The 21434-nt window shown below is 71.6% G+C and carries 21 protein-coding genes and 1 riboswitch; of the genes, 8 read left to right on the top strand and 13 right to left on the bottom strand.

What is annotated here, in order from left to right:
- Positions 1–167: 167 nt before the first annotated feature.
- Positions 168–767 carry a sugar transferase gene (locus tag JNK30_RS13380; protein WP_293482861.1) on the top strand — a complete coding sequence of 200 codons (600 nt, stop codon included), beginning with the start codon at positions 168–170 and terminating at the stop codon, positions 765–767.
- Here the strand turns inward: JNK30_RS13380 and JNK30_RS13375 are convergent.
- Positions 764–1183 carry an MAPEG family protein gene (locus tag JNK30_RS13375; protein WP_293482859.1) on the bottom strand — a complete coding sequence of 140 codons (420 nt, stop codon included), beginning with the start codon at positions 1181–1183 and terminating at the stop codon, positions 764–766. The two genes, JNK30_RS13380 and JNK30_RS13375, sit on opposite strands and share 4 nt — an antisense overlap.
- Positions 1184–1332: 149 nt before the next feature.
- Here JNK30_RS13375 and JNK30_RS13370 point away from each other — a divergent pair, with 149 nt between their 5' ends.
- From JNK30_RS13370 to JNK30_RS13355, 4 genes are all read left to right on the top strand, one after another.
- Positions 1333–2235, top strand: coding sequence for a DMT family transporter (locus JNK30_RS13370; protein WP_293482857.1), 903 nt, complete (start codon positions 1333–1335; stop codon positions 2233–2235).
- 61 nt (positions 2236–2296) lie between these two features.
- Complete coding sequence (locus tag JNK30_RS13365; RefSeq protein ID WP_293482855.1) at positions 2297–2860, top strand: tetratricopeptide repeat protein; 564 nt, start codon at positions 2297–2299, stop codon at positions 2858–2860.
- Positions 2861–2883: 23 nt separating this feature from the next.
- The gene (locus JNK30_RS13360; RefSeq protein ID WP_293482853.1) at positions 2884–3255 is read left to right on the top strand and encodes a hypothetical protein; all 372 of its coding nucleotides are present in this window, start codon (positions 2884–2886) and stop codon (positions 3253–3255) included.
- Between the two features lie 55 nt (positions 3256–3310).
- Positions 3311–4153, top strand: coding sequence for a neutral zinc metallopeptidase (locus tag JNK30_RS13355; protein WP_293482851.1), 843 nt, complete (start codon positions 3311–3313; stop codon positions 4151–4153).
- A gap of 72 nt (positions 4154–4225) precedes the next feature.
- Here the strand turns inward: JNK30_RS13355 and JNK30_RS13350 are convergent, their stop codons facing one another.
- From JNK30_RS13350 to JNK30_RS13335, 4 genes are all read right to left on the bottom strand, one after another.
- Entirely contained in the window at positions 4226–4930 is a 705-nt protein-coding gene (locus JNK30_RS13350; RefSeq protein ID WP_293482849.1) for an amino acid racemase, read from the bottom strand.
- Positions 4927–5946, bottom strand: a complete 1020-nt coding sequence (locus tag JNK30_RS13345; RefSeq protein WP_293482847.1) for a D-cysteine desulfhydrase — start codon at positions 5944–5946, stop codon at positions 4927–4929. The genes JNK30_RS13350 and JNK30_RS13345 overlap by 4 nt, the downstream gene beginning before the upstream one ends.
- 176 nt (positions 5947–6122) lie before the next feature.
- Positions 6123–6539, bottom strand: coding sequence for a hypothetical protein (locus tag JNK30_RS13340; protein WP_293482845.1), 417 nt, complete (start codon positions 6537–6539; stop codon positions 6123–6125).
- 6 nt (positions 6540–6545) lie between these two features.
- Positions 6546–6974, bottom strand: a complete 429-nt coding sequence (locus tag JNK30_RS13335; protein WP_293482843.1) for a DUF6491 family protein — start codon at positions 6972–6974, stop codon at positions 6546–6548.
- 178 nt (positions 6975–7152) lie between these two features.
- On the opposite strand from JNK30_RS13335, the gene JNK30_RS13330 reads away from it, so the two are divergent.
- Together JNK30_RS13330 and thiC are read left to right on the top strand one after the other, a co-directional pair.
- The gene (locus JNK30_RS13330) at positions 7153–9141 is read left to right on the top strand and encodes a potassium transporter Kup (RefSeq protein ID WP_293482841.1); all 1989 of its coding nucleotides are present in this window, start codon (positions 7153–7155) and stop codon (positions 9139–9141) included.
- Positions 9142–9203: 62 nt separating this feature from the next.
- Positions 9204–9311: riboswitch (TPP riboswitch) on the top strand.
- Between the two features lie 37 nt (positions 9312–9348).
- A complete protein-coding gene (gene thiC / locus JNK30_RS13325; RefSeq protein ID WP_293482839.1) occupies positions 9349–11178 on the top strand; it encodes a phosphomethylpyrimidine synthase ThiC in 1830 nt (609 codons plus the stop codon).
- 4 nt (positions 11179–11182) lie between these two features.
- Here the strand turns inward: thiC and JNK30_RS13320 are convergent, their stop codons facing one another.
- On the bottom strand, positions 11183–11866 hold the full coding sequence (locus JNK30_RS13320; protein ID WP_293482837.1) for a PEPxxWA-CTERM sorting domain-containing protein: 684 nt from the start codon (positions 11864–11866) through the stop codon (positions 11183–11185).
- Positions 11867–12018: 152 nt separating this feature from the next.
- Positions 12019–13143: a helix-turn-helix domain-containing protein gene (locus tag JNK30_RS13315; protein WP_293482835.1), complete on the bottom strand. Its 1125-nt coding sequence runs from the start codon at positions 13141–13143 to the stop codon at positions 12019–12021.
- Positions 13144–13522: 379 nt separating this feature from the next.
- Between JNK30_RS13315 and JNK30_RS13310 the strand changes: the two genes are divergently transcribed.
- The gene (locus JNK30_RS13310) at positions 13523–14158 is read left to right on the top strand and encodes a PEPxxWA-CTERM sorting domain-containing protein (protein WP_293482833.1); all 636 of its coding nucleotides are present in this window, start codon (positions 13523–13525) and stop codon (positions 14156–14158) included.
- Between the two features lie 3 nt (positions 14159–14161).
- On the opposite strand, the gene JNK30_RS13305 is transcribed toward JNK30_RS13310, so the two are convergent.
- The 6 genes from JNK30_RS13305 to JNK30_RS13280 all read right to left on the bottom strand — a co-directional run.
- Positions 14162–16561, bottom strand: coding sequence for a serine/threonine-protein kinase (locus JNK30_RS13305; protein WP_293482831.1), 2400 nt, complete (start codon positions 16559–16561; stop codon positions 14162–14164).
- A complete protein-coding gene (locus tag JNK30_RS13300) occupies positions 16554–17117 on the bottom strand; it encodes an ECF-type sigma factor (protein WP_293482829.1) in 564 nt (187 codons plus the stop codon). Before JNK30_RS13300 ends, JNK30_RS13305 begins: the two co-directional genes overlap by 8 nt.
- A 115-nt stretch (positions 17118–17232) precedes the next feature.
- Positions 17233–17451 (bottom strand): hypothetical protein, encoded by a 219-nt coding sequence (locus JNK30_RS13295; RefSeq protein ID WP_293482828.1) that lies wholly within the window; start codon positions 17449–17451, stop codon positions 17233–17235.
- 63 nt (positions 17452–17514) lie between these two features.
- A complete protein-coding gene (locus tag JNK30_RS13290) occupies positions 17515–18306 on the bottom strand; it encodes a class I SAM-dependent methyltransferase (protein WP_293482827.1) in 792 nt (263 codons plus the stop codon).
- An 18-nt stretch (positions 18307–18324) separates the two neighbouring features.
- Positions 18325–20838 (bottom strand): FtsX-like permease family protein, encoded by a 2514-nt coding sequence (locus tag JNK30_RS13285; RefSeq protein WP_293482826.1) that lies wholly within the window; start codon positions 20836–20838, stop codon positions 18325–18327.
- A partial coding sequence (locus tag JNK30_RS13280; protein WP_293482825.1) for an ABC transporter ATP-binding protein occupies positions 20838–21434 on the bottom strand: 597 nt, incomplete at its 5' end. The genes JNK30_RS13280 and JNK30_RS13285, both read right to left, overlap by 1 nt.

Genomic DNA, 21434 nt, shown 5'->3' with positions numbered 1-21434 from the left:
GCGCTGCGACAGAATTCCTCCCTGAAATCGCCCCAGACCGGAACAACGCTGTCGTCCGGGCTGTTGAAGGTTGTGTCGGGTGGAGCACAGAGGCTGGGCAGGGGATGGCCGTCATCGCGTCCGCGGCGCACCGCGATCATATGACCTTACGTAGCCCCCGGAAGGCCTTGCGCGTCGCCGCAAGCCGCCGCAAGCGCGCGTTCGATGTCGCCGTCGCCGGCCTGGCGCTGCTCGCCTTCCTGCCGCTGCTCATGCTGATCGGAACCGCGATCTGGATGGAGAGCGAGGGCCCGATCCTCTTCCGGCAGCAGCGGACGGGCCTGAACGGCCGCCCCTTCCGCATCTACAAGTTCCGCACCATGACGGTCACCGAGGACGGCGACGGCGTCCGCCAGGCCGTCCGAGGGGACGCCCGCATCACGCCGCTGGGCGGGCTGCTCCGGAAGCTCAGCCTGGACGAACTGCCCCAGCTGCTCAACGTGCTGAAGGGGGAGATGTCGATCGTGGGCCCGCGGCCGCACGCCCTGAGCCACGATGCGGAATGGTCGCGGCGCGTGCCGGACTACGAGGGCCGTTTCCGGGCCCGTCCCGGCCTCACGGGCGAAGCCCAGGTGCTGGGCCTGCGCGGCGAGGTCCTGGACGACGAGGGGCTTCGCCGCCGCATCGAGGCCGACAACAGCTACATCGAAGGCTGGTCCTTCACCCGCGACCTCGCCATCGTGGCCCGCACGGCGCCGCTGCTGTTCGGCGACGCCCAGGCCTTCTAGGCCAGCGACACGGCGAGCCGCGCGGCCATGGCCAGCAGGGCGAGCGAGCCCAGCATGAACAGCGCCCACCTGACCTTGATGATGTTCGTCGTGGCCTGGACGAGGCTGTGCGCGACCCGCAGGCCCACGTAGGCCCACGCCAGCCACAGGTTCAGCCCGTCGCCCGCGCCGGCGACGGCAAGAGCCAGCGCCGTGGCGTAGAACAGCGTCGGCTGCTCCATCAGGTGATTGTAGTTGTCCGCCTTCCAGCGCACCTGCGGGGGCAGCGCCTGATTGAGATCATCCTTGGTCATGGCGGGGTCCATCGGGACCTTTGCCTGTCGCATGGCCGGGATCCGAGTGGCGTAGAGCCAGGCCCACATCACGAACGACCACAACACCAGCGCAGCCACCGGCTGCAGGATCGGACTTTGCATCGGATCGCCTCCCCGAAGCCGAACAGAACCCGGACCCGGCCTGGCCGTAAAGGCTGGAACACATTCGGGCGCGGCGCGTGCGGTCCTCGCGGGAGGTCGGGACGCCTCCGTGATTGACGAACGGGCCGCCGGCCTCCTTAAGAACCCAGGTGACCGCCGCCGCCCCGCCTCAGCCCCGGATTCTCCTGGGGATCGCCTTGCGGGTGGCCGCGATGGCCTGCATGGCCTGCCTGTCGGCCATCGTGAAGTGGACCGGGTCCCGGGGCGTCCCGGTCTTCGAGATCATCCTGTTCCGCAATCTCTTCGCCTTCATTCCGCTGGGCCTCTACATCGCGCGGACGACCGGCTTCTCGGTCCTGCGGACCCAGCGGCCGCTGGGGCACGCGACCAGGTCGATCGTCGGTCTCACCGGGATGGTGTGCGGCTTCTCGGCGGTCCAGCACCTGCCCCTGACCGAAGCCACGGCGCTCCAGTTCACCTCGCCGCTGTTCATGACCGCGCTCTCCGCGCTCCTGTTGTCCGAGAAGGTCGGGCGGCACCGCTGGGCCGCCGTCTTCGTGGGCTTTCTCGGCGTGCTGATCATGGCCCGGCCGATCCCCGGCGAGATGAATGTCCCGGGGGTGACCCTGGGCATCCTGAGCGCGCTCGGAGCCGCCGGCGCGATGGTGGCCATCCGCCAGATCTCGGACACCGAGCGGGGGCCGACGATCGTCTTCTATTTCACGCTGGGCGGGGTCGTCCTGGGCGCCGTCGGCTCGGCTTTCCACTGGGTGACGCCGGATCCGCTCACGCTCGCGGCCCTGGTGCTGGGCGGACTGATCGGCGGCGTCGGCCAGCTGTTCCTGACCGAGGCCCTGCGCCAGGCGCCGGTCGGGGTCATCGCGCCCTTCGACTACACCCAACTCGTCTGGGCCAGCCTTCTCGGTCTGGTCATCTGGGGCGAGCTGCCCCATCCGCTGACGCTCGTCGGGGCGGTGGTCGTGGCGGCGAGCGGCGTCTACATCCTGCATCGCGAGCTGCGCCGCTTCCGGCCGCCCTCGCGCCCGGGGTGAATTGACACGACACGGTTACGGGCGGACCCTCGGCGACGTAGCGGCCTGAGGGAAGCGAACGATGCCCAATACCCCCGCACTCTTCATCCTGGCGCTCTGCGCCGGCCTGGCCGGAGCCTCGGCGGCGAGCGCCGGCGCTGTGACCGTGCTCGGCGGCGGCATGGCGCGCGACTGCTCGAAGGCCGCGCTCGGCGGCGAGTCCGAGGCGCGCTTCGAGGCGATCTGCACGCTGGCGCTCGAAACCGAGATGCTGAACCTGCGCGACCGCGCGGGCACCTACGTGAACCGCGGCGTGCTGAAGCTGCGCCGCCGGGAGTTCGCCTCGGCCCAGTTCGACTTCAACCGGGCGATCGAGACCAAGCCCGACCTGGGCGAGGCCTACGTCAACCGCGGCGCCGCCGCCGTCGGGGCGCGGCGCTTCTCGGACGGCCTCAGCGACCTGAACAAGGCGCTCGAGCTGGGCGTCGAGGAGCCGGAGAAGGCCTACTACAACCGCGCGCTGGCCTATGAGGGCCTGGACGATCTGAAGGCCGCCTACTTCGACTACCAGAAGGCGGTCGAGCTGAAGCCGGACTGGGAGATGCCGAAGAAGGAGCTGGCGCGGTTCACGGTGGAACGGCGCTAGGCGTCGTCCGTTCGCGTCATGTCATGGGCTTCGCGCGCAATATCATCGTCCTGGCGCTGCTGACGGCGGCGGGCCCGGCGGCGGCGCAGATCCTCGATCCCCTGAGCCAGGGCCAGCTGCTCGACCTTCGGGCGCAGCAGGAGGCCGCGCAGCGCCGCGCGATCGACCAGGCGAACCAGCTGGAAGCCCTGGCGGCCCGCCAGCGCGCCGACGAGGCGGCGCTGGATCTTCAGCTTCGGCGTGGGGACGTGGGACCGCGCCAGGTTCCGGTGCTGAGGCATGCTCCGGTCGCCCCGGTCGCCCCGGCGTCGCAGGGGGACTATCCGTCGGTTCCGGACGAGGCTCTGGCCGACTCCAACCGCAAGGTCCAGGAGGCGGCGCGGAACCGCCGCTGAGCGTCCACATTTCCAGAGCGGCGCCGTGGGCGTCGAGGTCGAGCGGAGAGCATCCATGCGCTGGGGCGGCGAAGGCGGCGGCAACATCGAGGACCGTCGCGGCATGGGCGCGGCCGGTGTCGGCGGGCTCGGCGCGGGCGGCGTGATCCTGGCCCTGGTGGGCTACTTCGTCTTCGGCATCGACCCGTCGACCACCACGCGCGTGCTGGAGAGCGGCGGCGCGCAGCAGCAGGAGGGCGTGCGCGGCGCTCCTGCGGACGAGGCCGGACGCTTCGTCGACGTGGTCTCGGGCAATGTGGACGACGTGTGGCAGGCGCAGTTCCGGCAGTCCGGCCAGACGTACGAGCGCCCCGCGGCGATCGTGCTCTACGACCGGGCCACGGGGACCGGCTGCGGCATGGGCCAGTCGGCCATGGGCCCCTTCTATTGCCCGGCAGACCGCAAGGTCTACCTGGACCTGTCGTTCTGGCAGGAGCTGGAGACGAAGTTCGGCGCCGGCGGCGAGGCCGCTAGGGCCTACGTCATCGCCCACGAGATCGGTCACCACGTGCAGACGCTTACGGGCGCCTCCGACCGGGCGCGCCGCCTGGGCGCGCGCGGCGCCGAGAGCGGCGCCGTGCGGCTCGAGCTGCAGGCCGACTGCTACGCCGGCGTTTGGGCCGCCCATGCCGCTTCGGTCTCGGGCGGCCAGGTGACGCTCGACCCGCGCGACATCGAGGACGGCCTGCGCGCCGCCGCCGCGGTCGGCGACGACACCCTGCAGCGGAAGTCCCAGGGCCGGGTGATGCCCGACGCCTTCACGCACGGGTCGTCGGAGCAGCGGATGCGGTGGTTCCGCCGGGGGGCCCAGACGGGCGACCCGAACGCCTGCGACACCTTCCGCGCGAGCGACCTCTAGCGGCTAAAACGCCTCTATCGGATCCCGTTAGAGGACAAAAATCTTAATAATAACAATAACTTAAGGTTATCCTTAGGCGGCGACGTGCGGCAGCGGGTCCCAGCCCAGGCACACGCCCACGCAGCGCCGCGCCAGCAGGTCGCCGGGGTCGCTCAGGGGCGCCTTCACATCGCCCTTGTGAAGCACCAGCGGCGCCTCGGTGCAGCCGGCGATGATCACCTCCGCGCCGAGCTGGCGCAGGGTCTCGGCGTGCGCCTGCATCTCGCGCTTCACGTCGTGGCCCAGGTCGCCGGCCTTGATCCGGTAGAGCGTCACCATGAACTGCTCCTGCGCTTCGGGCGGGAGCGTGACGATCCCCATGGCCCGGGCGGCCAGGTACTCGCGGTAGAGCTTGAGGGCGCCCTTGGTGCCGAGCACGCCGGCGCGCATCGCGCCGCTCTGGGCCGCGGCCTCGGCGCCGAGGCCGATCATGTCCACCAGAGGCAGCCCGGACGCCCGCTGGATAAGGTCGGCATGGGCATGGGCGGTGTTGCAGGGCATGGCCAGCACCTCGGCCCCGGCGCCGCGAAGGGCGCCCGCCATCTCGGCCAGCACGCCGCCGGCGTTCGAGCCCGGGACGTTGCGGTCGGGCGCCTTGGGGTTGATGTCGGCGATCACCCGGATGTGGTCCTGGTCCTTCTCGGCCGGGGTGTAGGCCTGCAGCCGCGACAGGAACTCCAGCGTGGCGGCCGGCCCCATGCCGCCGAGCACGCCGAGGGTCAGCGAAGTGGCGCTCATTGCAGCTTGCCCTCCAGTTCGCTCTGGTAGCCGAACAGCCCCTGCGCCCCGCCGGTGTGCAGGAACACGATGGTCTCGCCGTCGAACTCGCCCTGGGCCGAGAGCGCCAGCAGGCCCTTCATCGCCTTGCCCGTGTAGACGGGGTCCAGGAGGATCCCGTCGGTCCGCGCGATCGTCTTCAGGGCGTCGATCACCGCCTGGTCCACCAGCCCGTAGCCGGCGCCGACGAAGTCGCAGTCCGCCACGACCATCTCCCGCGTCACCCGATCCTCGTGGCCCAGGAGGGCGGCGGTTTCGCGGGCCAGCTTGTAGACGTTGGCCTCCTGCACGTCCTTCAGCGCGCGCACGCCGATCCCCAGGACCGGGATGTCGGCGCCCATCACCGCGAGACCGGCGACGAGGCCGGCGTGCGTGCCGGCGCTGCCCGTGGCCGTGACGATCCGGTCGATCTCGAGGCCGGCCTCGTTCGCCTGGGCCACGAGCTCCAGCGCGCACTCGACGTAGCCCAGCGCCCCGATGCAGTTCGAGCCGCCGCCGGGGATCACATAGGGCCGCCCGCCCCGCCCGGCGACCTCGGCCGCCGTCTTGGCCAGCTCCTGGTTCATGTCGGTCCCGCCGGGCACGGTCCGGATCCTGGCGCCCAGCAGCTCGTCCAGCAGCACGTTGCCCGACCGGTTGTAGTCGACCGCGTCCGACCCGGTCCGCGCCTCCAGGATGATCTCGCAGGCCATGCCGAAGCGCGCCGCCGCCGCCGCCGTCTGGCGGACGTGGTTCGACTGGATCGCGCCCTGGGTGACGAGCGTGTCGGCGTCGTTGGCCAGGGCGTCGCCCAGCAGGTACTCGAGCTTGCGGGTCTTGTTGCCGCCGCCGGCCAGCCCCGTGCAGTCGTCGCGCTTGATCCAGACCGCCGGCCCGCCGCCGCCGGGGCGGGCCAGGTGCTCGGTCAGGCCGGGAAGCGGCTCGAACGGCGTCGGCAGGTGGGCGAAGCGGACCGGGTTGAAGCGGGCGAGATGCATGTCCCACCCGCTAGCCCCCTTGGCCCACGGCCGCAACCGCGGCGGCGCCTTTGGGGTGGTCCTGCGGCGCGGAGTCTATGGGTCCCGGTGTTCGCCTGCGGCGAAACCGGGATGACAGCTGAACCTTCCGGGACGCCCGCCTGATGTTCGCAGCACCAGGCGGGGTGACAGGGCTTCTAGGGCCGCAAGCGCCGTGGCAGGGCGGCGACCTCGTCCGGGCTCAGCTTCACGATGGAGTCGATGGCGCAGAAGCCGCTGCGGGCGCGGATTTCCACGTCCCGCGGCGCACAGAGGCGTCCGCCGCCGACCTGCCGGATGGCGAGCGGGTCGGACGAGACGGCGCTGCGCAGGCAGCCGTTCTTCATGGTGACCCGATAGACGCCCTTGCTGCGGCCGAAGCCGTCCAGAAGCAGGGTGTCCTGGTCGACGACCACGTGATTGCCGAGTTCATGGGTCAGGACGCACTGGCCCTTCGGCAGGCTCGCGCCGGAGGGCGGCGGCGGGGGAAGGGGCGAGGGGGCCGCCGCCACGGCGACCGAGACGGCTCCCGCGCCCATGATCGCGAGTCCGAGCCCGAGGGCGACGATGCGCATCGTCGCCTACGGCCGCAGCTTCTTGGGAACCCGGGCGACCTCGTCCGGCGTGAGCTTCACGATCGACTCCACGATGCAGGGCGTGGTGAAGCCGCCCTTCGACACGCCGAGGTCCAGGTCGATCGGCTTGCAGATCAGGGACGAGCCCGGCGGGTTGCGCATCACGATGGGATCGGAACTCACGGCCCCCGCGAAGCAGCTTCCCCCGGAGGTCACGCGATAGGTGGCCTTGCCGTTCACGTCGATCAGCATGGTGCGGTTGTCGAGGAAGGTGTGATTGCGGATCTCGCTGCTGCGGATGCACTGCCCGGACGGCAGGCCCGCGCCCTTGGGGGGCGCTGCGCCCAGGGGCGAGGTCTTCTCGGCGGTCGAGGCCGCGACCGCGGCGGTGGAAACGGCGGCCATGGCCGCCAGGGTGATGATCGCCAGCTTCATCGGCGGGTCTCCTGAACGTCCCCCACGAACAGGATACGGCGCCCGCGGGCCCACGTCTGCGTCCATTCCGCGTCACGGAGACGTGAAGGCCGGCCGCCACGGGACCTCGTTTTGCGACTGCGAATTCACTTGTTGCGGCGCAACATCGGGCCTACAGCGCCGGCCGCGAACGCCCGGGGTGTTCCCGCGGGTCCGCAGGAGCAAGACAGGAATGACTGGCGAGAACGATCTCGCCGCGTCGCCGCAAGCTCGACCGTCCTCATCAGATCCCTCCACGCCGGGTTCCGGCGCGCGCTTCTGGCCGTTGGCGATCGGCAGCGTCGGCGTGGTGTTCGGGGACATAGGAACAAGCCCCCTCTACGCCTTCCGGGAGGCGCTCGGCCAATCCGGCGAGGCCCTAACCCCGGCCGCCGTGCTGGGTGTCGCATCGCTGGCGCTCTGGGCGCTCCTTCTAGTCGTGACGCTCAAGTACGTGCTGGTGCTGATGCGCACCGACAATCGCGGCGAGGGCGGGGTGCTCTCATTGGCGTCGCTGGCCCAGCAGGCGATCGGGCGTCGCACGACCTTTGTGTTCCTGCTGGGCGCCGTCGGGGCCGCGCTGTTTTACGGAGACGCGATGCTGACCCCGGCGGTGTCGGTGCTGTCGGCGATAGAGGGCCTGCGCAGCGTCCCCGTCATCGGCCCGCATGTGAACCTCTCGGTCATCCTGATCGCCAGCCTGACGATCCTCGTGGCGCTGTTCGCGGTGCAAAGCCGCGGCACGAGCGGCGTCGGAAGGTTCTTCGGCCCGATCTGCGTGGTCTGGTTCGTGGCGATCGCCACCCTCGGGGTGGTTCATATCGCGCAGGCGCCGCAGATCGTGGCTGCGCTCGATCCACGGCACGCCATAGCCTTCGTCGCGGGCAACGGCGTGGTGGGGCTGCTCGTCCTGGGCGCTGTGTTCCTCACCGTGACGGGCGCCGAGGCGCTCTACGCCGACATGGGCCACTTCGGCCGCTGGCCGATCCAGGCGTCGTGGATCGGCTTCGTCCTGCCGGCGCTGGCGCTGAACTACCTGGGCCAGGGGGCGTTCGTGCTGGACGTCATCGCCAGCGCCGGCGGGCAGCCGGTCGCGAACGCCGATTGGTTCTTCCTGATGGCCCCAGAGGCCTACCGGGCTCCGCTGGTGATCCTCGCCACGCTCGCGACCATCATCGCCTCGCAGGCGGTCATCACCGGAGCGTTCTCGCTGACCAACCAGGCGATGCAGCTGGGCCTCCTGCCGCGGCTCACCATCGTGCGCACCTCGGCCTCGCGCTTCGGCGAAATCTATATGCCGCAAGTGAACCTGATCCTCGCGATCGGCGTGGTCTTCCTGGTAGCGGTGTTCAAGACCTCGTCCAGCCTCTCGGCCGCCTATGGCCTCGCGGTGTCGGGAACGATGGCCGTGACCACGGCCCTGGCGTTCGTCGTCCTGCGCAACGGTCGCCGGTGGCCGCTGGCGGCGTGCGTCGCGGTCATGGGGCCTCTGCTGGCGATCGATCTGGTGTTCCTGGGGGCCAACGCGCTGAAGGTGTTTCACGGCGGCTACGTGCCGCTCGTGATCGGCGCAGCCCTTCTGGCCCTCATGCTGACCTGGGTCCGAGGTTCGGAGATCATCAGCGCCAAGGCCGCGGCCGACGCCCCCATGCTCGACGATGTGCTGCCGTCGCTGAGCCGGGGGACGGCGTACCGTGCGCCGGGCACGGCGGTGTTCCTGACCTCGCAGCCGGACCACGCGCCGGGCGCGCTCCTGCATAACCTGAAGCACAACCGGGTGCTGCACGAGCGGAACCTCGTCGTCAGTGTGCGCACCGCCGACGCGCCTCGCGTGGCCGGTTTCGAGAGGGCCCGGGTGGAGCGCCTTTCAGAGGACTTCACCCGCGTGTCGCTAACCTTCGGCTACATGGAAGAGCCCAACGTGCCCAAGGCGCTTGCCGACCTGCGCAAGACGGGCCTGGCCTTCGACATCATGTCGACATCGTTCTTCCTCGGGCGACGGTCCATCGTCGTCGGGGCCAATTCCGCGCTGCCGCGCCTTCTGGGTCGCCTGTACATCTGGATGACGCGAAACGCGGCCGATCCGACGGACGTTTTTCGCATCCCGGCGGGTCGCGTGGTCGAGCTCGGCTCGCGCCTCAGCCTGTAGCGGGAAATCGGCGCCGGGGCCGTCGTCCGCGGATGACTCCCCGGCGCTTCCGTTTTACCGTGCGGTCCTCCTCGGGGGGCCGCGCACGAGCGGCTGAGAGGTGGGTGAGCCCACGACCCGTCGAACCTGATCCGGGTCATGCCGGCGAAGGGAAGGGCCAGCTTTCGACCCGACCTCCGTCCATGGCCCCCACCGCTGGAGTACGCCATGAACAAGCCCATCGCCGGCAAGCTGGAAGCCGCCGCCATCCCGACCGGGGAACGCCCCGGGTCCCGGAAGGTGTGGCAGGCGGGCGTCGCGTGGCCCGACATCCGGGTGCCGTTCCGCGAGGTGGCCGTCCACCCGTCGTCGGGCGAGCCGCCGGTGACGATGTACGACTCGTCGGGCCCCTATACGGACCCCGGCGCGAGCATCGACATCGAGAAGGGCCTGCCGAAGACCCGCGAGCCGTGGGTGGTGTCGCGCGGCGACGTCGAGATCGTGGCCAATCCGCGCGAGGTGAAGCCCGAGGACAACGGCTTCGCCAAGGGCGAGCACCTGGCCCCGCAGTTCACCGCGCCCCGGCGCGTCTACCGCGCCACGTCCGGCGCCGTGACGCAGATGGCCTACGCGCGGCGCGGCATCGTCACGCCCGAGATGGAGTACGTGGCCATCCGCGAGAACCTGCGCCGCGAGGCAGCAGGGATCCGCGACGGCGAGAGCTTCGGCGCCGAGATCCCCGACGTGTGCACGCCCGAGTTCGTGCGCGATGAGGTGGCCCGCGGCCGCGCCATCATCCCGGCCAACATCAACCACACCGAACTCGAGCCGATGGCGATCGGCCGCAACTTCCTGGTCAAGGTCAACGCCAACATCGGCAACTCGGCGGTGCTCTCCACCGTCGCCGACGAGGTGGACAAGATGGTGTGGGCGATCCGCTGGGGCGCCGACACGGTCATGGACCTGTCCACCGGCCGCAACATCCACAACATCCGCGACTGGATCCTGCGCAACAGCCCGGTCCCGATCGGCACCGTGCCGATCTACCAGGCGCTGGAGAAGGTGGGCGGGGTCGCCGAGGACCTGAACTGGGAGGTGTTCCGCGACACCCTGATCGAACAGGCCGAACAGGGCGTCGACTACTTCACCATCCACGCGGGCGTGCGCCTGCCGTTCATCCCGCTCACGGCCAAGCGGGTCACGGGCATCGTCAGCCGGGGCGGGTCGATCATGGCCAAGTGGTGCCTCGCGCATCACCGCGAGAACTTCCTCTACGAGCGGTTCGAGGAGATCTGCGAGATCATGAAGGCGTACGACGTCTCGTTCTCGCTGGGCGACGGCCTGCGTCCGGGCTCGATCGCCGACGCCAACGACGAGGCCCAGTTCGCCGAGCTGCGCACCCTTGGCGAGCTGACGAAGATCGCCTGGAAGCACGACGTCCAGACCATGATCGAGGGCCCCGGCCACGTGCCGATGCACAAGATCAAGGCCAACATGGACGAGCAGCTGAAGCACTGCCACGAGGCCCCCTTCTACACCCTGGGCCCGCTGACGACCGACGTCGCCCCCGGCTACGACCACATCACCTCGGCCATCGGCGCGGCGATGATCGGCTGGTTCGGCACGGCGATGCTCTGTTACGTCACGCCCAAGGAGCACCTGGGCCTGCCCGACCGGCAGGACGTGAAGGACGGGGTGATCGCCTACAAGATCGCCGCCCACGCGGCCGACCTGGCCAAGGGCCACCCGACGGCGCGGGCGTGGGACGATGCGCTCAGCCGGGCCCGCTTCGAGTTCCGCTGGGAGGACCAGTTCAACCTGGGCCTCGATCCCGAGACGGCGCGCGAGTACCACGACGAGAGCCTGCCGAAGGAGGCGTTCAAGACCGCCCACTTCTGCTCGATGTGCGGCCCGAAGTTCTGTTCGATGAAGATCAGCCAGGACATCCGCGACGCAGCCCGCGCCCAGAACGAGGTGGACAGCGGCATGGCCGAGATGGCGCAGAAGTTCCGCGAGGGAGGCGGCGAGATCCTCGTCCCCGTGGCCCCCGCGGAGTAGGGCGTCAGGCCGGCAGCGCCCGCCGCCGGCGCAGCATGGCGCCCGCCGCGCCGAAGCCGGCGATCATGAGCGCCCAGGCGCCGGGCTCGGGCACGCCCGGACCCGGCGGAGGCGCCGCCTGGGCGCTCGCCGTGCCGCCGCCGCCGAACAGCGAATAGGCGCCGTTGTTGATCCGGATCTCGCCGTTCACCTGATCCAGGATCGCGGTGTTGATGACGCCGGGCGGCAGGGCGCCGGCGCTGGCGAACAGGCCGCCCTGGGTGTCCACGATGGTGAAGTAGGCCTCGGTCTTCGCCGTGGGGCCGCCGTGCGCGTTGCGGAACAGCACGAAGTCCATCACGTCCCAGGTGGGATTGAACGAGGCCTGCGACTGCCGGATGTAGGCGCTGAACCCGGCGAAGACGCTGCTGTTGCCGTTGGCGGTGGCCGAGACGAGCGTCGCGGCGAACTGGCCCCCGACGGGCGTCGCATCCGTGTCGTAGGCGAACGTCACCGAGAACGGCTTGTTGAAGAAGTCGTTGAGCAGCGCCTGCTGGGCGGCGTTGATGCTGGACGGATTGCCGAACTGGTTGCCCATGCCGACGTTGCTGATGGTCAGCTGGCTGACCGCGGCCTGCGCCGCGCCCCCGGTGCAAGCCAGGCCCATCGCCGCGGCCATGCCCGCGAGCCCCAAGCGCTTCGTCTTCATCTTCTGCCCCCACGAGTTCGGCGTCAGGCTCGTTGATCGGCCGTCGAAGGGGATCGCGTCACCCCCCGATCAGGGGTGTCAGACCCGACAACATATTGGATTGAGGGAATAATTCCCCCCGCGATTGAATCTTCGGCGCAACGGCCGGGATCTCAGTTCGCGGCGCGCTGGGCGGCCAGGAGCAGGGCGACCGCGTGGGCGCGGTTCACCGCCCCCAGCTTGCGGCGCGCGTTGTCCACATGGAAGCGGACCGTGGTGGGCGAGACGCCCAGGATCATCCCGATCTCCCAGTCGGACTTGCCGGCCGCCACCCACTGCAGGGCGTCGCGCTCGCGCAGGGTCAGGTTGGGCGATGCGGGGCTCCACGGGCCGGCGGCCAGCGGATCGGTGACGCAGACCAGCACCGCCGGCCCGTCCTCGAAGACGGCGGTGGCGGACGAGCGCACGGGCGACGCCGTGATCGAGACCGCCGGCCGGTCTTCCGACCAGGCGAGCTTCATCTCGCCGGCGCGCCGCTGTTCGGGATCGGCCGTCCCGGCGGCGCCCAGCAGCGCCTCGAGCGCCGCGGCGTCCTCCGGCCGCTCCGCCACGAGACGGCTGTTCACGGCCCGCAGGCCGCCGCCCTCCTGCAGCATCCGCTCCGCTGGGCCGTTGAGGCGCCGGATCAGGCCGGATGTGCTGAGCACCAGCAGGGCGTGCGGCGAAGCGTCGAGCGCCTGCGCCACCCCCGCGGGCAGGGCGCCCCCGCCCATGGCGAGGTTCTCCGTCAGGCGGAAGGCCCGCCGCAGGTGCGGGTGCAGCCGGCGCGCCGTGGAAAGCGCCTCCTGGCCGAACGCGCCCTGCCGCATTGTGCGCGTCATGGTCAGGGCGCAGACGTCGAAGCCGTAGGCCGCCAGCCGGATGATCATCCCCGAATGGATGTCCTGGGGCCGCATGAAGTCGTTGAAGTACTCGGTCCGCTCGAGCTCGCTGCGCCCGAGCCAGGCCTCGTCGGTGAGCACCTCGGGCCGCCAGGCGGCCATGTAGGCGGCCGGGTCCGGCTCGTTCGAGAACGGGTTCAGCCGCGCATAGTAGGTCTCGTAGAGCGTCGCCATCGCGGGATCCAGGCGCGCGAGGACGCCCTCGCCCGAGCCGTCGGCCACGCTCATCCGCGTCAGCCACCCCGCGGCCCCGCCGAGCAGATCGGCGAGGTCCTCCATGACCGCCGGCCACCGCGCAGGGTCGAGGGCGGCCTCGTAGAGTCCGTCGAGGAACCGGCTCTCGTCCGCGCCCTGCATGGGAAGCCCCGTGTCGTCCCGGGACGGCAGCTTGGCTGCAAGCCCGCGGCTCGGCAACCACGGACCCTCGCGAGGCGAGTTCCGGCCGGGTCTGCCACTTTCCGCGGCGCCGGGGCTATCGCATACGAAAGTTTGGCGCCGTGGCTGCCGCTCGCCCTCTCCACCACCCGCTCTTCGGCGGGCGGTCCCCCTCTCCCGCTGGCGGGAGAGGAAGGTGCTGCGGGGCGTGGCTCCCCTGCGGCGCGATAAATTCGCGCCCAGATAGAAACTGCATGGTCTGGCGAGGATTCTTGCGCCGCGCTGACCCGTGACGACCGCGGCCGGCGCCTACCCCAGGGCGACGCATGCGTGTCGCGACACAGGGGTGTTTACAATGAGGATGAAGCTCGCCGCCGCGGCCATTTCAATCGTGCTGACCGCAGGCGCCGCACAGGCCGCCGCGCCGCTCTACGGGTTCCAACTGAGCGGTAGCTCGGAGGCGCTGTCGCCCGCCGAACTCGCCAGCTTCCTGGGCGCGCCCGACGACCTCTACACGGGCATCGGGTCCGGGTTCATCACCTACGACTTCGGCGACTACCGACTGGTCGACGGGGCCGGACAGGACCTCAATGTCTACGAGGTGGATGGGGGAAGCGTGGAGTTCAGCAGCGTCGATATCCTGGTCAGCAACGACGGCGTGACCTTCTTCAACATCGAGGCGAGTTCGGCCGCTGCCGTCGACCTGGTGGGCGACGAAGCGCACGGCAGCGCGAGCTTCCGCCGGTCCTACGATCTCGGGGCGGCCGTGACCGCCCTGGGCGTGAGCCAGTTCCGCTATCTGCGGCTGGACGGGACGTCCGGCGGGTCGATCAGCGGCAGCAACGGCTTCGACCCCGACGCGGTCGCCGCGATCAACTACATCGACACCCGTCAGCCGGTGACCGGGGTTCCCGAGCCGGCGACCTGGGCGATGATGATCCTGGGCTTCGGCGCGGCCGGCGCGACGCTCCGCCGTCGGCGCACCGCCGTCGCCTGACGACTACAGGCGGCCTGCGATCCCCCTGCGCGGGGGATTGCAGGCCTTCGCCATCCAGGTCTCGAGCTGGGCCAGCGCCTGCTCCCGGTCGTGGCCGGTGAGCTTGCCTTCTCGCTCCAGCCCCCGGTAGACGCCCCGGGCCTCGCCCCAGGCGCCGCAGGCGCGCGGGTAGGCGCCGCCGTTGTAGTAGACCCCGCCGACGCTCTTCATGGTCGCCGCCATGCTTCGCCGGGGCCCCGGCGCGTTGTCGGACAGGCGGACGATGTCGCGGTGCGCGGCGAGGATCTCCTCGGACATGGCGAACCCCTCCGCGACCCGGCCGAGGTCGGAAAGAACCATCGCCCGGACCTCGCCGACCACGGCGAACAGTCCCAGCGCCCCGCGGTCGGCCGGGTCGCGGGCGCGCATCCGGCGTGTCAGGGCGACGGCCCGGTCCACCGATGCATAGGCCTCCTCCGGGCGCTTGAGGGCGCTCAGGACGACGGCCCGGTACCAGAGCGAGATCGCGAGCTTGCGCAGGACCTCGGGGGAGTCCGGTTCGCGGCGCGCCAGTTCCTCGTTGAGGGCCACGGCCCGGTCGACGGCGGGCACCGCGGCGGCGTCGTTCCCCATCTCGTGGTGCGCCTCGGCGTGCAGCCGCAGGATCGCGGAGCGGGCCTTCATCACGCCCGTCTCGTTGCGCAGGGCGTCGGGGAGCCCGGCCAGGAAGGCCTCGGCGCGCTGGAACGGTTCCAGCGACCTGGCGTAGTTCCCGTCCCAGCCGTGGCTGTCCCCTTCGGCCTGGATGGCGGTGGCGTAGATCCGCGCCGCCTCGGCGTCCTTGCGGGCGAAGGGCTCGAGCAGGCGCTGGGTCTCGATGGCCTGCCTGCGGGCCAGGGCGATCTCGCTGTTGTTGTAGAGATTGACGCCCGCCTGCTCGATCCGCAGGTCGGCGAGGGCCCGGCGCACCTTCTCGTCGTCCGGCGCCTCGGCGTAGGCGCGGGTCAGGATCGCGTCGGCCTTGGCCAGGAGCGCATTGGCGTCGGCGGCCTTGCCGAGCTGGCTCTGCTGCCCGCTGCCGGTGACCTGCGCCAGCCGCACGTAGCCGCGTCCGGCCTCCACGCGGACGTCCAGCGGGGCGTCGGGATCCGCGCTCAGGGCGTCCAGGTAGCGCAGCCCGGTGCCCGCCAGTTTGCCCCGCGCGAGCGTCGCGCCCTGCACCTTGCTGACCTCGTTGTAGACGTCGAACAGCATGGCGGTGGCGATCTCGCGGGTCTGCTGGAACCGGCGTTCGGCCTCGGCGCGGGCCGCCTCGGCGCGGGCGTTGGCCACCAGCGTCGCCGCCAGGGCCGCCACGATCAGGACGCCCGCCGTCGCCGCCCCGCCCACGGCGAGCCGATGGCGGCGGACGAACTTGCCGAACACATAGCCGCGCCCGCCGGCCACGGCGGCGACCGGGAAGCCGCCGCGCCAGGCGGCGACGTCGTCGCGCATCGCCTCGACTGTGGGGTAGCGCTCGGTCGGGTCCTCGGCGGTGGCGCGGCCGATGATGGCGGCGAGCTCGGCGTCCGGCGGGTCGCCCTCCGTCAGCCAGGCCAGCACCCGGCCCAGGGAGTAGATGTCGGACAGCGTCGTCGAGGGCGCGCCCGCGATGCGCTCGGGCGCGGCGAAGCCCGGGGTGTGGATCCCGGCCTTGCCGCCCGGCGCGGGCAGGGACGGGGCGGCCGTCGAGGCCGGCGACGATATCCCGAAGTCGATCAGCTTCGGCTGGCCGGCCGCATCGACGAGGATGTTCGCCAGGGTCACGTCGCCGTGGACGATCAGGTTCTGGTGCGCGAACGCCACGGCCGAGGCCGCGGCGAGGAACAGGTCCAGGCGGGCCTCGCGCGATGGCGTGGTCTGGGCGCGCCACTCGGAAAGGGGCCGGCCGTCCACCAGCTCCATGACGATGTAGGGCTCGTGCGCCGCGGTCTCGCCGCCGTCGAACAGGCGCGCGATGTTCGGATGCGCGAGCCGGGCCAGCGTCTGCCGTTCGCGCCGGAAGCGCTCGATAAGGCTCTGGGACAGCGCGCCGGGCCGGATGACCTTGATGGCGGTGGCGTGCTCGAAATCGCCCGCGGCGCGCTCGGCGCGATAGACGGCCCCCATGCCGCCCTGCCCGATCAGCCCGGTGATGCGGTAGGCCCCGATCCGCTCGGGCAGCGGCCCGCCGTCGGCCTTGCGCGGGGCGCCGCCGGTGACGAGCGCGAGGGCGGCGTCCTGGCCGACCCCGAGAAGCGCGAGGGCCCGGGCGCGCACCGGTTCCGGCGCCGCCTGCTCGGCGATCCAGCGGGCCCGCGTCTCGGACGGCTCGGCCATCGCCCGTTCGAGCAGGTCCAGGGCCTGCGCCTCGGCGGCGGCGGCCGTGCGGGACGACCTAGCCATGCTGCGGGGCGAGGGCCTCGTACAGCCACAGCCGCGCGGCCTGCCAGCGGCGCTTCACCGTCGATTCCGACAGGTTGAGCACCACGGCGATGTCGGCGATCTCCATGCCGCCGAAGTACCGCATCTCGACGATATCGGCCCGCTCGCTGTCGATGCGGGAGAGCTGGTCCAGCGCGTCGTTGATGTCCTCGAGGTCTGCGTTGACCGCGTCCGGAATGTTGGTGACCAGCTCGACCTTCTGGTGGTCGCGCTTGGCCCTGCGCTTGGCGCGCACGTGCTCGACCAGCGCGCGGCGCATCATCACCGAGGTCAGCGCCATGAAGTGCGCCCGGTCCTGCCAGTCGATCCTGTCCAGCGCGATCAGCTTCAGGATCGTCTCGTGGACCAGGTCGCCGACCGAAAGGGAGACGTGCCGTTCGCCACGGAGCATCCCCGCGGCGGCCTGCGTCAGCTCGGCGTAGAGGATCTCGAACAGCCGGTCGCGGGCGGCGCGGTCGCCACGACGCCAGGCGGCGAGCAGTTCGCGCACATGATCCTGGCTGGTACGCCCCGACATGGAACGGATAGTGCGAACAGCGGCGAGCCCTGGCAAGCGCTCGCGCCTCATGCGGGAATCCGCCGAGACTTCAACGGCGGCGGCGCGCTCCGCGGGCGCCGCGGAGGCCGGCCGGCTAGTCGCCGACCTTCGCCTTGGCGCCCTCGGCCTTCGGCGGCCAGATCCGGACGGCGACCGCGATGGTCACCGAACCCAGGACCGCGGCCGCCGCGCCCGTCCACTGGATGGCGTTCATCCCCATCGCCGCGTAGTGGCCGGTCATCGCGCCGGACAGGAAGACGAGGCTGGCCGAGCTCCACTCGACGAGATCTTTCCGGGTGATGTCGAACGACATTTGAGCTCCGCGGGATGGCTTCGATTGCGGCGGCGAACTTGCCTTCCGGTGGATGCCAAATGCTTACCGCCCGCGCGATGCGACACTGTTGCGCAGGCGGTGGACCACCTGGCCGTAGACCTCGCCGATCGGTTCCTCGGCGATAAGACCCGACATCGCGCAGAGCTCGAGGAAATAGTCCTCGTCGAGGTCGATCCGCTCCTCGTCGCCGCGCCAGCGTTCACCGGGCGCCACGGCGTTGTGCACCGAGATGAAGGCCTGCCCGCCGGGCTTCAGGACGCGTGCGATCTCGCCGAGGTAATGGATCGCGTCCGCCTCCAGGAGGTGCGTGAACAGCGAGCTGCAGACCACCACGTCGACCGACGCATCGGCGGCGGGAAGGCTGTAGTCCGTCACGGCGATCCGCCCGTCGGGGTTGTAGGTCGCCGAGTACCCGTCGAAGTGCTCGAAGCGGAAGCGGTCCGCCGATCCGGCGAAGGCCCTGCGGCACCACAGGATCCCCGGAAGGAAGATGTCGACGCCCACGTAGCGCAGGCGCGGGTTGAGATGCAGGAACCGCGCGAGCTTGCCGCAGCCGCATCCGAGGTCCAGCACCACCGGCTCGTCGGGCAGGAACCGGGCGACCATCTGCGCCCAGGCCTCGCCGATGCCCAGGAACATCGCGAGGTCGCCCGTGCCCGCCTCGGTGCGCAGGGCATAGCTGGGAACGGCCATGCCGTGCGGCTGCAGCGGCAGTTCGGGCGCGTCGAAATGATGCAGCGTGTCGCGGTCGAATCCCCGCCAGTCGGCCGGAAGCGGCGGGGGCGAGGGGTTCGGGGGCGAGGGGCTCAGGCGCCTGAGAAGTCTCCGCAGCATCTTGGCCCCCGTTCCGCGCTATTCGCTTCTTAGCGCGGGGGCGGGGCGCTTCGACAGGGCCTGGAACGACGCCAGCAGTCCGCCGCCGGCGGCGACCGCGGAGGCGGCGGCCAGCAGGGCGGCCACGCCGCCCCAGTCGACGCTCCAGTCCGCCTCGAAGACCTCGACCACCACGGGCCACGCGGCGGCGTAGCCGAGCCCCACGCCGGCCGCGCCGGCGATCACGCCCACCAGGCCATACTCGAGCACATAGGCCGCCAGGACCTGGGCCCGGCTCGCGCCCAGCACCTTGAGCGTCGCGGCCTCGCGGGTCCGCTCCTGGGCCCGGGCGGCGATCGCCCCGGCCAGCACCAGCAGCGCCGCCATGAGCGCCACCGCCGCCGCGCCGCGGATGGCCAGCGCCACACGGTCGAAGAGCTCGGTGGCGGCCTCCAGCTGCTCGCGGACCGAGATCACGTTCACCTCCGGGAAGGCGGCGCCCAGCGCGCGGGTGACCGCCTGCTCCTCGGCGCGGCTCGCCTTGGCGATGGCCACGTGCCGCGGGCTCGCCCCCTCCAGGGCGTTCGCGCTCAGCACGATCGGGAAGCTGGCCCCGAAGCTGCCGATGTCCACGCGGCGGATCACGGCCACCTCGGCGTCGATCTCCCGGCCGAGGATCGACAGCGTGATCGTGTCGCCCGGCTTCAGGCGAGTCGCCTCGGCGACCCCCTCGGCCAGGGCGACCTGGGGCGGCCCGGCATATCCCGGCGGCCACCAGCGGCCCTGGAGCGTCCCCGGGTTGGGCGGCTCGCCCGGCAGGGCCGACAGCGTGATGTCGCGGTCGTAGGCCCAGCGTTCGCCGCGGGGAATGTTCTCGCGGTCGACCGGCTCTCCGCGCACGGCGAGAATGCGGCCCGAGAGCATGGGGGCGCGCAGGTACTGGTCCCGCCCCGGCGTCCGCCCCATCGCCCGCGCCACCTCGGCGTCGAACTGCGCGACCCGGTCGCCCGGGATCTCGGTGAAGACCAGCGCGGGCGCGGTCTGCGGCGCGATGACGGCGATCTGGCGCAGCAGGCTCGACTGGATCAGCACCACGGCCGCCAGCAGGCCCACGCCCAGCCCGATGGCCGGGGCCGCGGTGCGCGCCGCCGAGCGGGGGCCGGCGAGGTTCGCGAGCGCGATGCGGAGCGCGCCGCGCGTGCCCGACCGCAGCCGGCCGGCGAGCCTGGCCGCGGCCCAGCCGAACGCCCACAGCACGACGAAGGCCACCGCGACGCCGCCGATCATCAGGGCGGCCGCGAGCGGCGTGGGCGCCGTCCAGACGGCCAGGCCGGCGAGGCCCGCGGCGGCGAGCAGGGCGGCGACGAGTTCGGGGCCGAACCGGATCCGGCCGGAGAGGTCGCTGCGGAAGAGGCTGGCCGGCGGGGTCGTGCGGGCCCTCGCCAGCGGCGCGAGCGCGAAGGCCGCGGCCGAGAGGAGGCCGAACCCGCCCGCCTTCAGCAGCGGCATGGGGTAGACGGCGAACAGCGCCGGCACGGGCAGTTCGTCGGCGATGGTGGCGCCCAGCACGAGCGGCGTGGCCGCGCCGACCACGAGGCCGATGGTGACGCCGGCGAACGCCAGCAGGCCGATCTGGGCGAGGTAGATGTTGCGGATGAGGCCGCTGTCGGCGCCCAGCGCCTTCAGCGTCGCGATGGCGGGCTTGCGGCCATCGACGTAGGCGCTGACTGCTCCGAACACCCCCAGCCCGCCGGCGACGAGCGAGGCCAGGCCGATGAAGCCCAGGAAGTACTCGAGCTGGTCGATCATCCGCGACACCCCCGGCGAGGCGTCGTTGCGGTCGCGCAGGCGATAGAAGCCGCGCATCGTCTTGCGCACCTCGGCCTTGGCGGCGGCCAGCGAGGCGCCCGGTTCGATCGCGATGCGCGCCGTCTCGCCGAACGGCAGGCCCGGCTTCAGGAAGCCGCCAGCTTCCAGGGCTCCCACGCGCGTCAGCACCCGTGGCCCGAGGGCGAAGCCGCGGGACAGGCGGTCGGGCTCCTCGTCCAGGACGGCGGTCACCCGCATCGGGACGTTGCCGGCCAGGAAGCGGTCGCCCAGCCGCAGGCCGAGCCGGTCGAGAAGGGGCTGTTCGACCGCGGCGCCCCAGACGCCGTCCTGGTAGGTGAGCGCCGACTGGAGCGACGGCGCGCCGCGGATCGAGACGGCGCCAGCGAGCGGGTAGTTCGCGTCGACCCCGCGCAGCTCGATCAGCCGCCGCTCGCCGCCCGGCGCCTCGGCCATGGCCTGGGACGCCACCGCGTAGGTGACCTTGCCGAGGCGGGCCAGCCGCGCCCGTTCGGTGGCGTCGAAGCGGCGCTGGCTGCCGGCGATGGCGAGGTCGCCGCCCAGGATCGCGCGCGCCTCGGTGGCGAGGCCGCGGCGGAAGGCCTCGGCGGTCGAGCTGGCGGCCGCGATCGCGGCGACGCCCAGCGCCAGGCAGGCGAGGAAGATGCGGAAGCCCTTCACCCCGCTCCGGAGTTCGCGCGCGGCGAACCGCAGCCAGAGCGGCATCAGGCGGACTCCGTCACCGGCGCGCCGTCGCGCAGGCGCACGGTGCGCTGCGCGCGAGCCGCCAGGGCGGAGTCGTGGGTCACCAGCAACAGCGCCGCGCCCGTGTCCTCGGCCAGCTGGAACAGGAGGTCGGCCACGTGCGCGGCGTTGGCGGAATCGAGGTTGCCCGTGGGCTCGTCGGCGAAGATGAGGGCCGGCCGCGGGGCGAGGGCGCGGGCCAGGGCCACCCGCTGCTGCTCGCCGCCGGACAGCTGGTGGGGGTAGTGCCGCATCCGCGCGCCCAGCCCCACGCGGTCAAGCCAGGCGCGGGCCTCGTCCATGGCGCCCGGCCGCCGCGCGATCTCCAGCGGCGCGGCCACGTTCTCCTCGGCGGTCATGTTGGGCAGCAGGTGGAACGACTGGAACACCAGGCTCACGCGGCCCCGGCGCAGCTTCGCGCGCCCGTCCTCGTCGAGGCGGGCGAGGTCCTGTCCGAACAGCAGCACGCGACCCGAGCTCGGCCGCTCCAGGCCTGCGGCCACGGCGATCATCGACGACTTGCCCGAGCCCGAGGGCCCGATCAGCGCCACACGTTCGCCTTGCGCCAATGTGAGGGA

This window comes from Phenylobacterium sp. (assembly GCF_016793225.1).
Lineage (GTDB): Bacteria > Pseudomonadota > Alphaproteobacteria > Caulobacterales > Caulobacteraceae > Phenylobacterium.
Note: the sequence above shows the minus strand (reverse complement) of the source record. Positions and strands in the feature narration are given on the sequence as shown.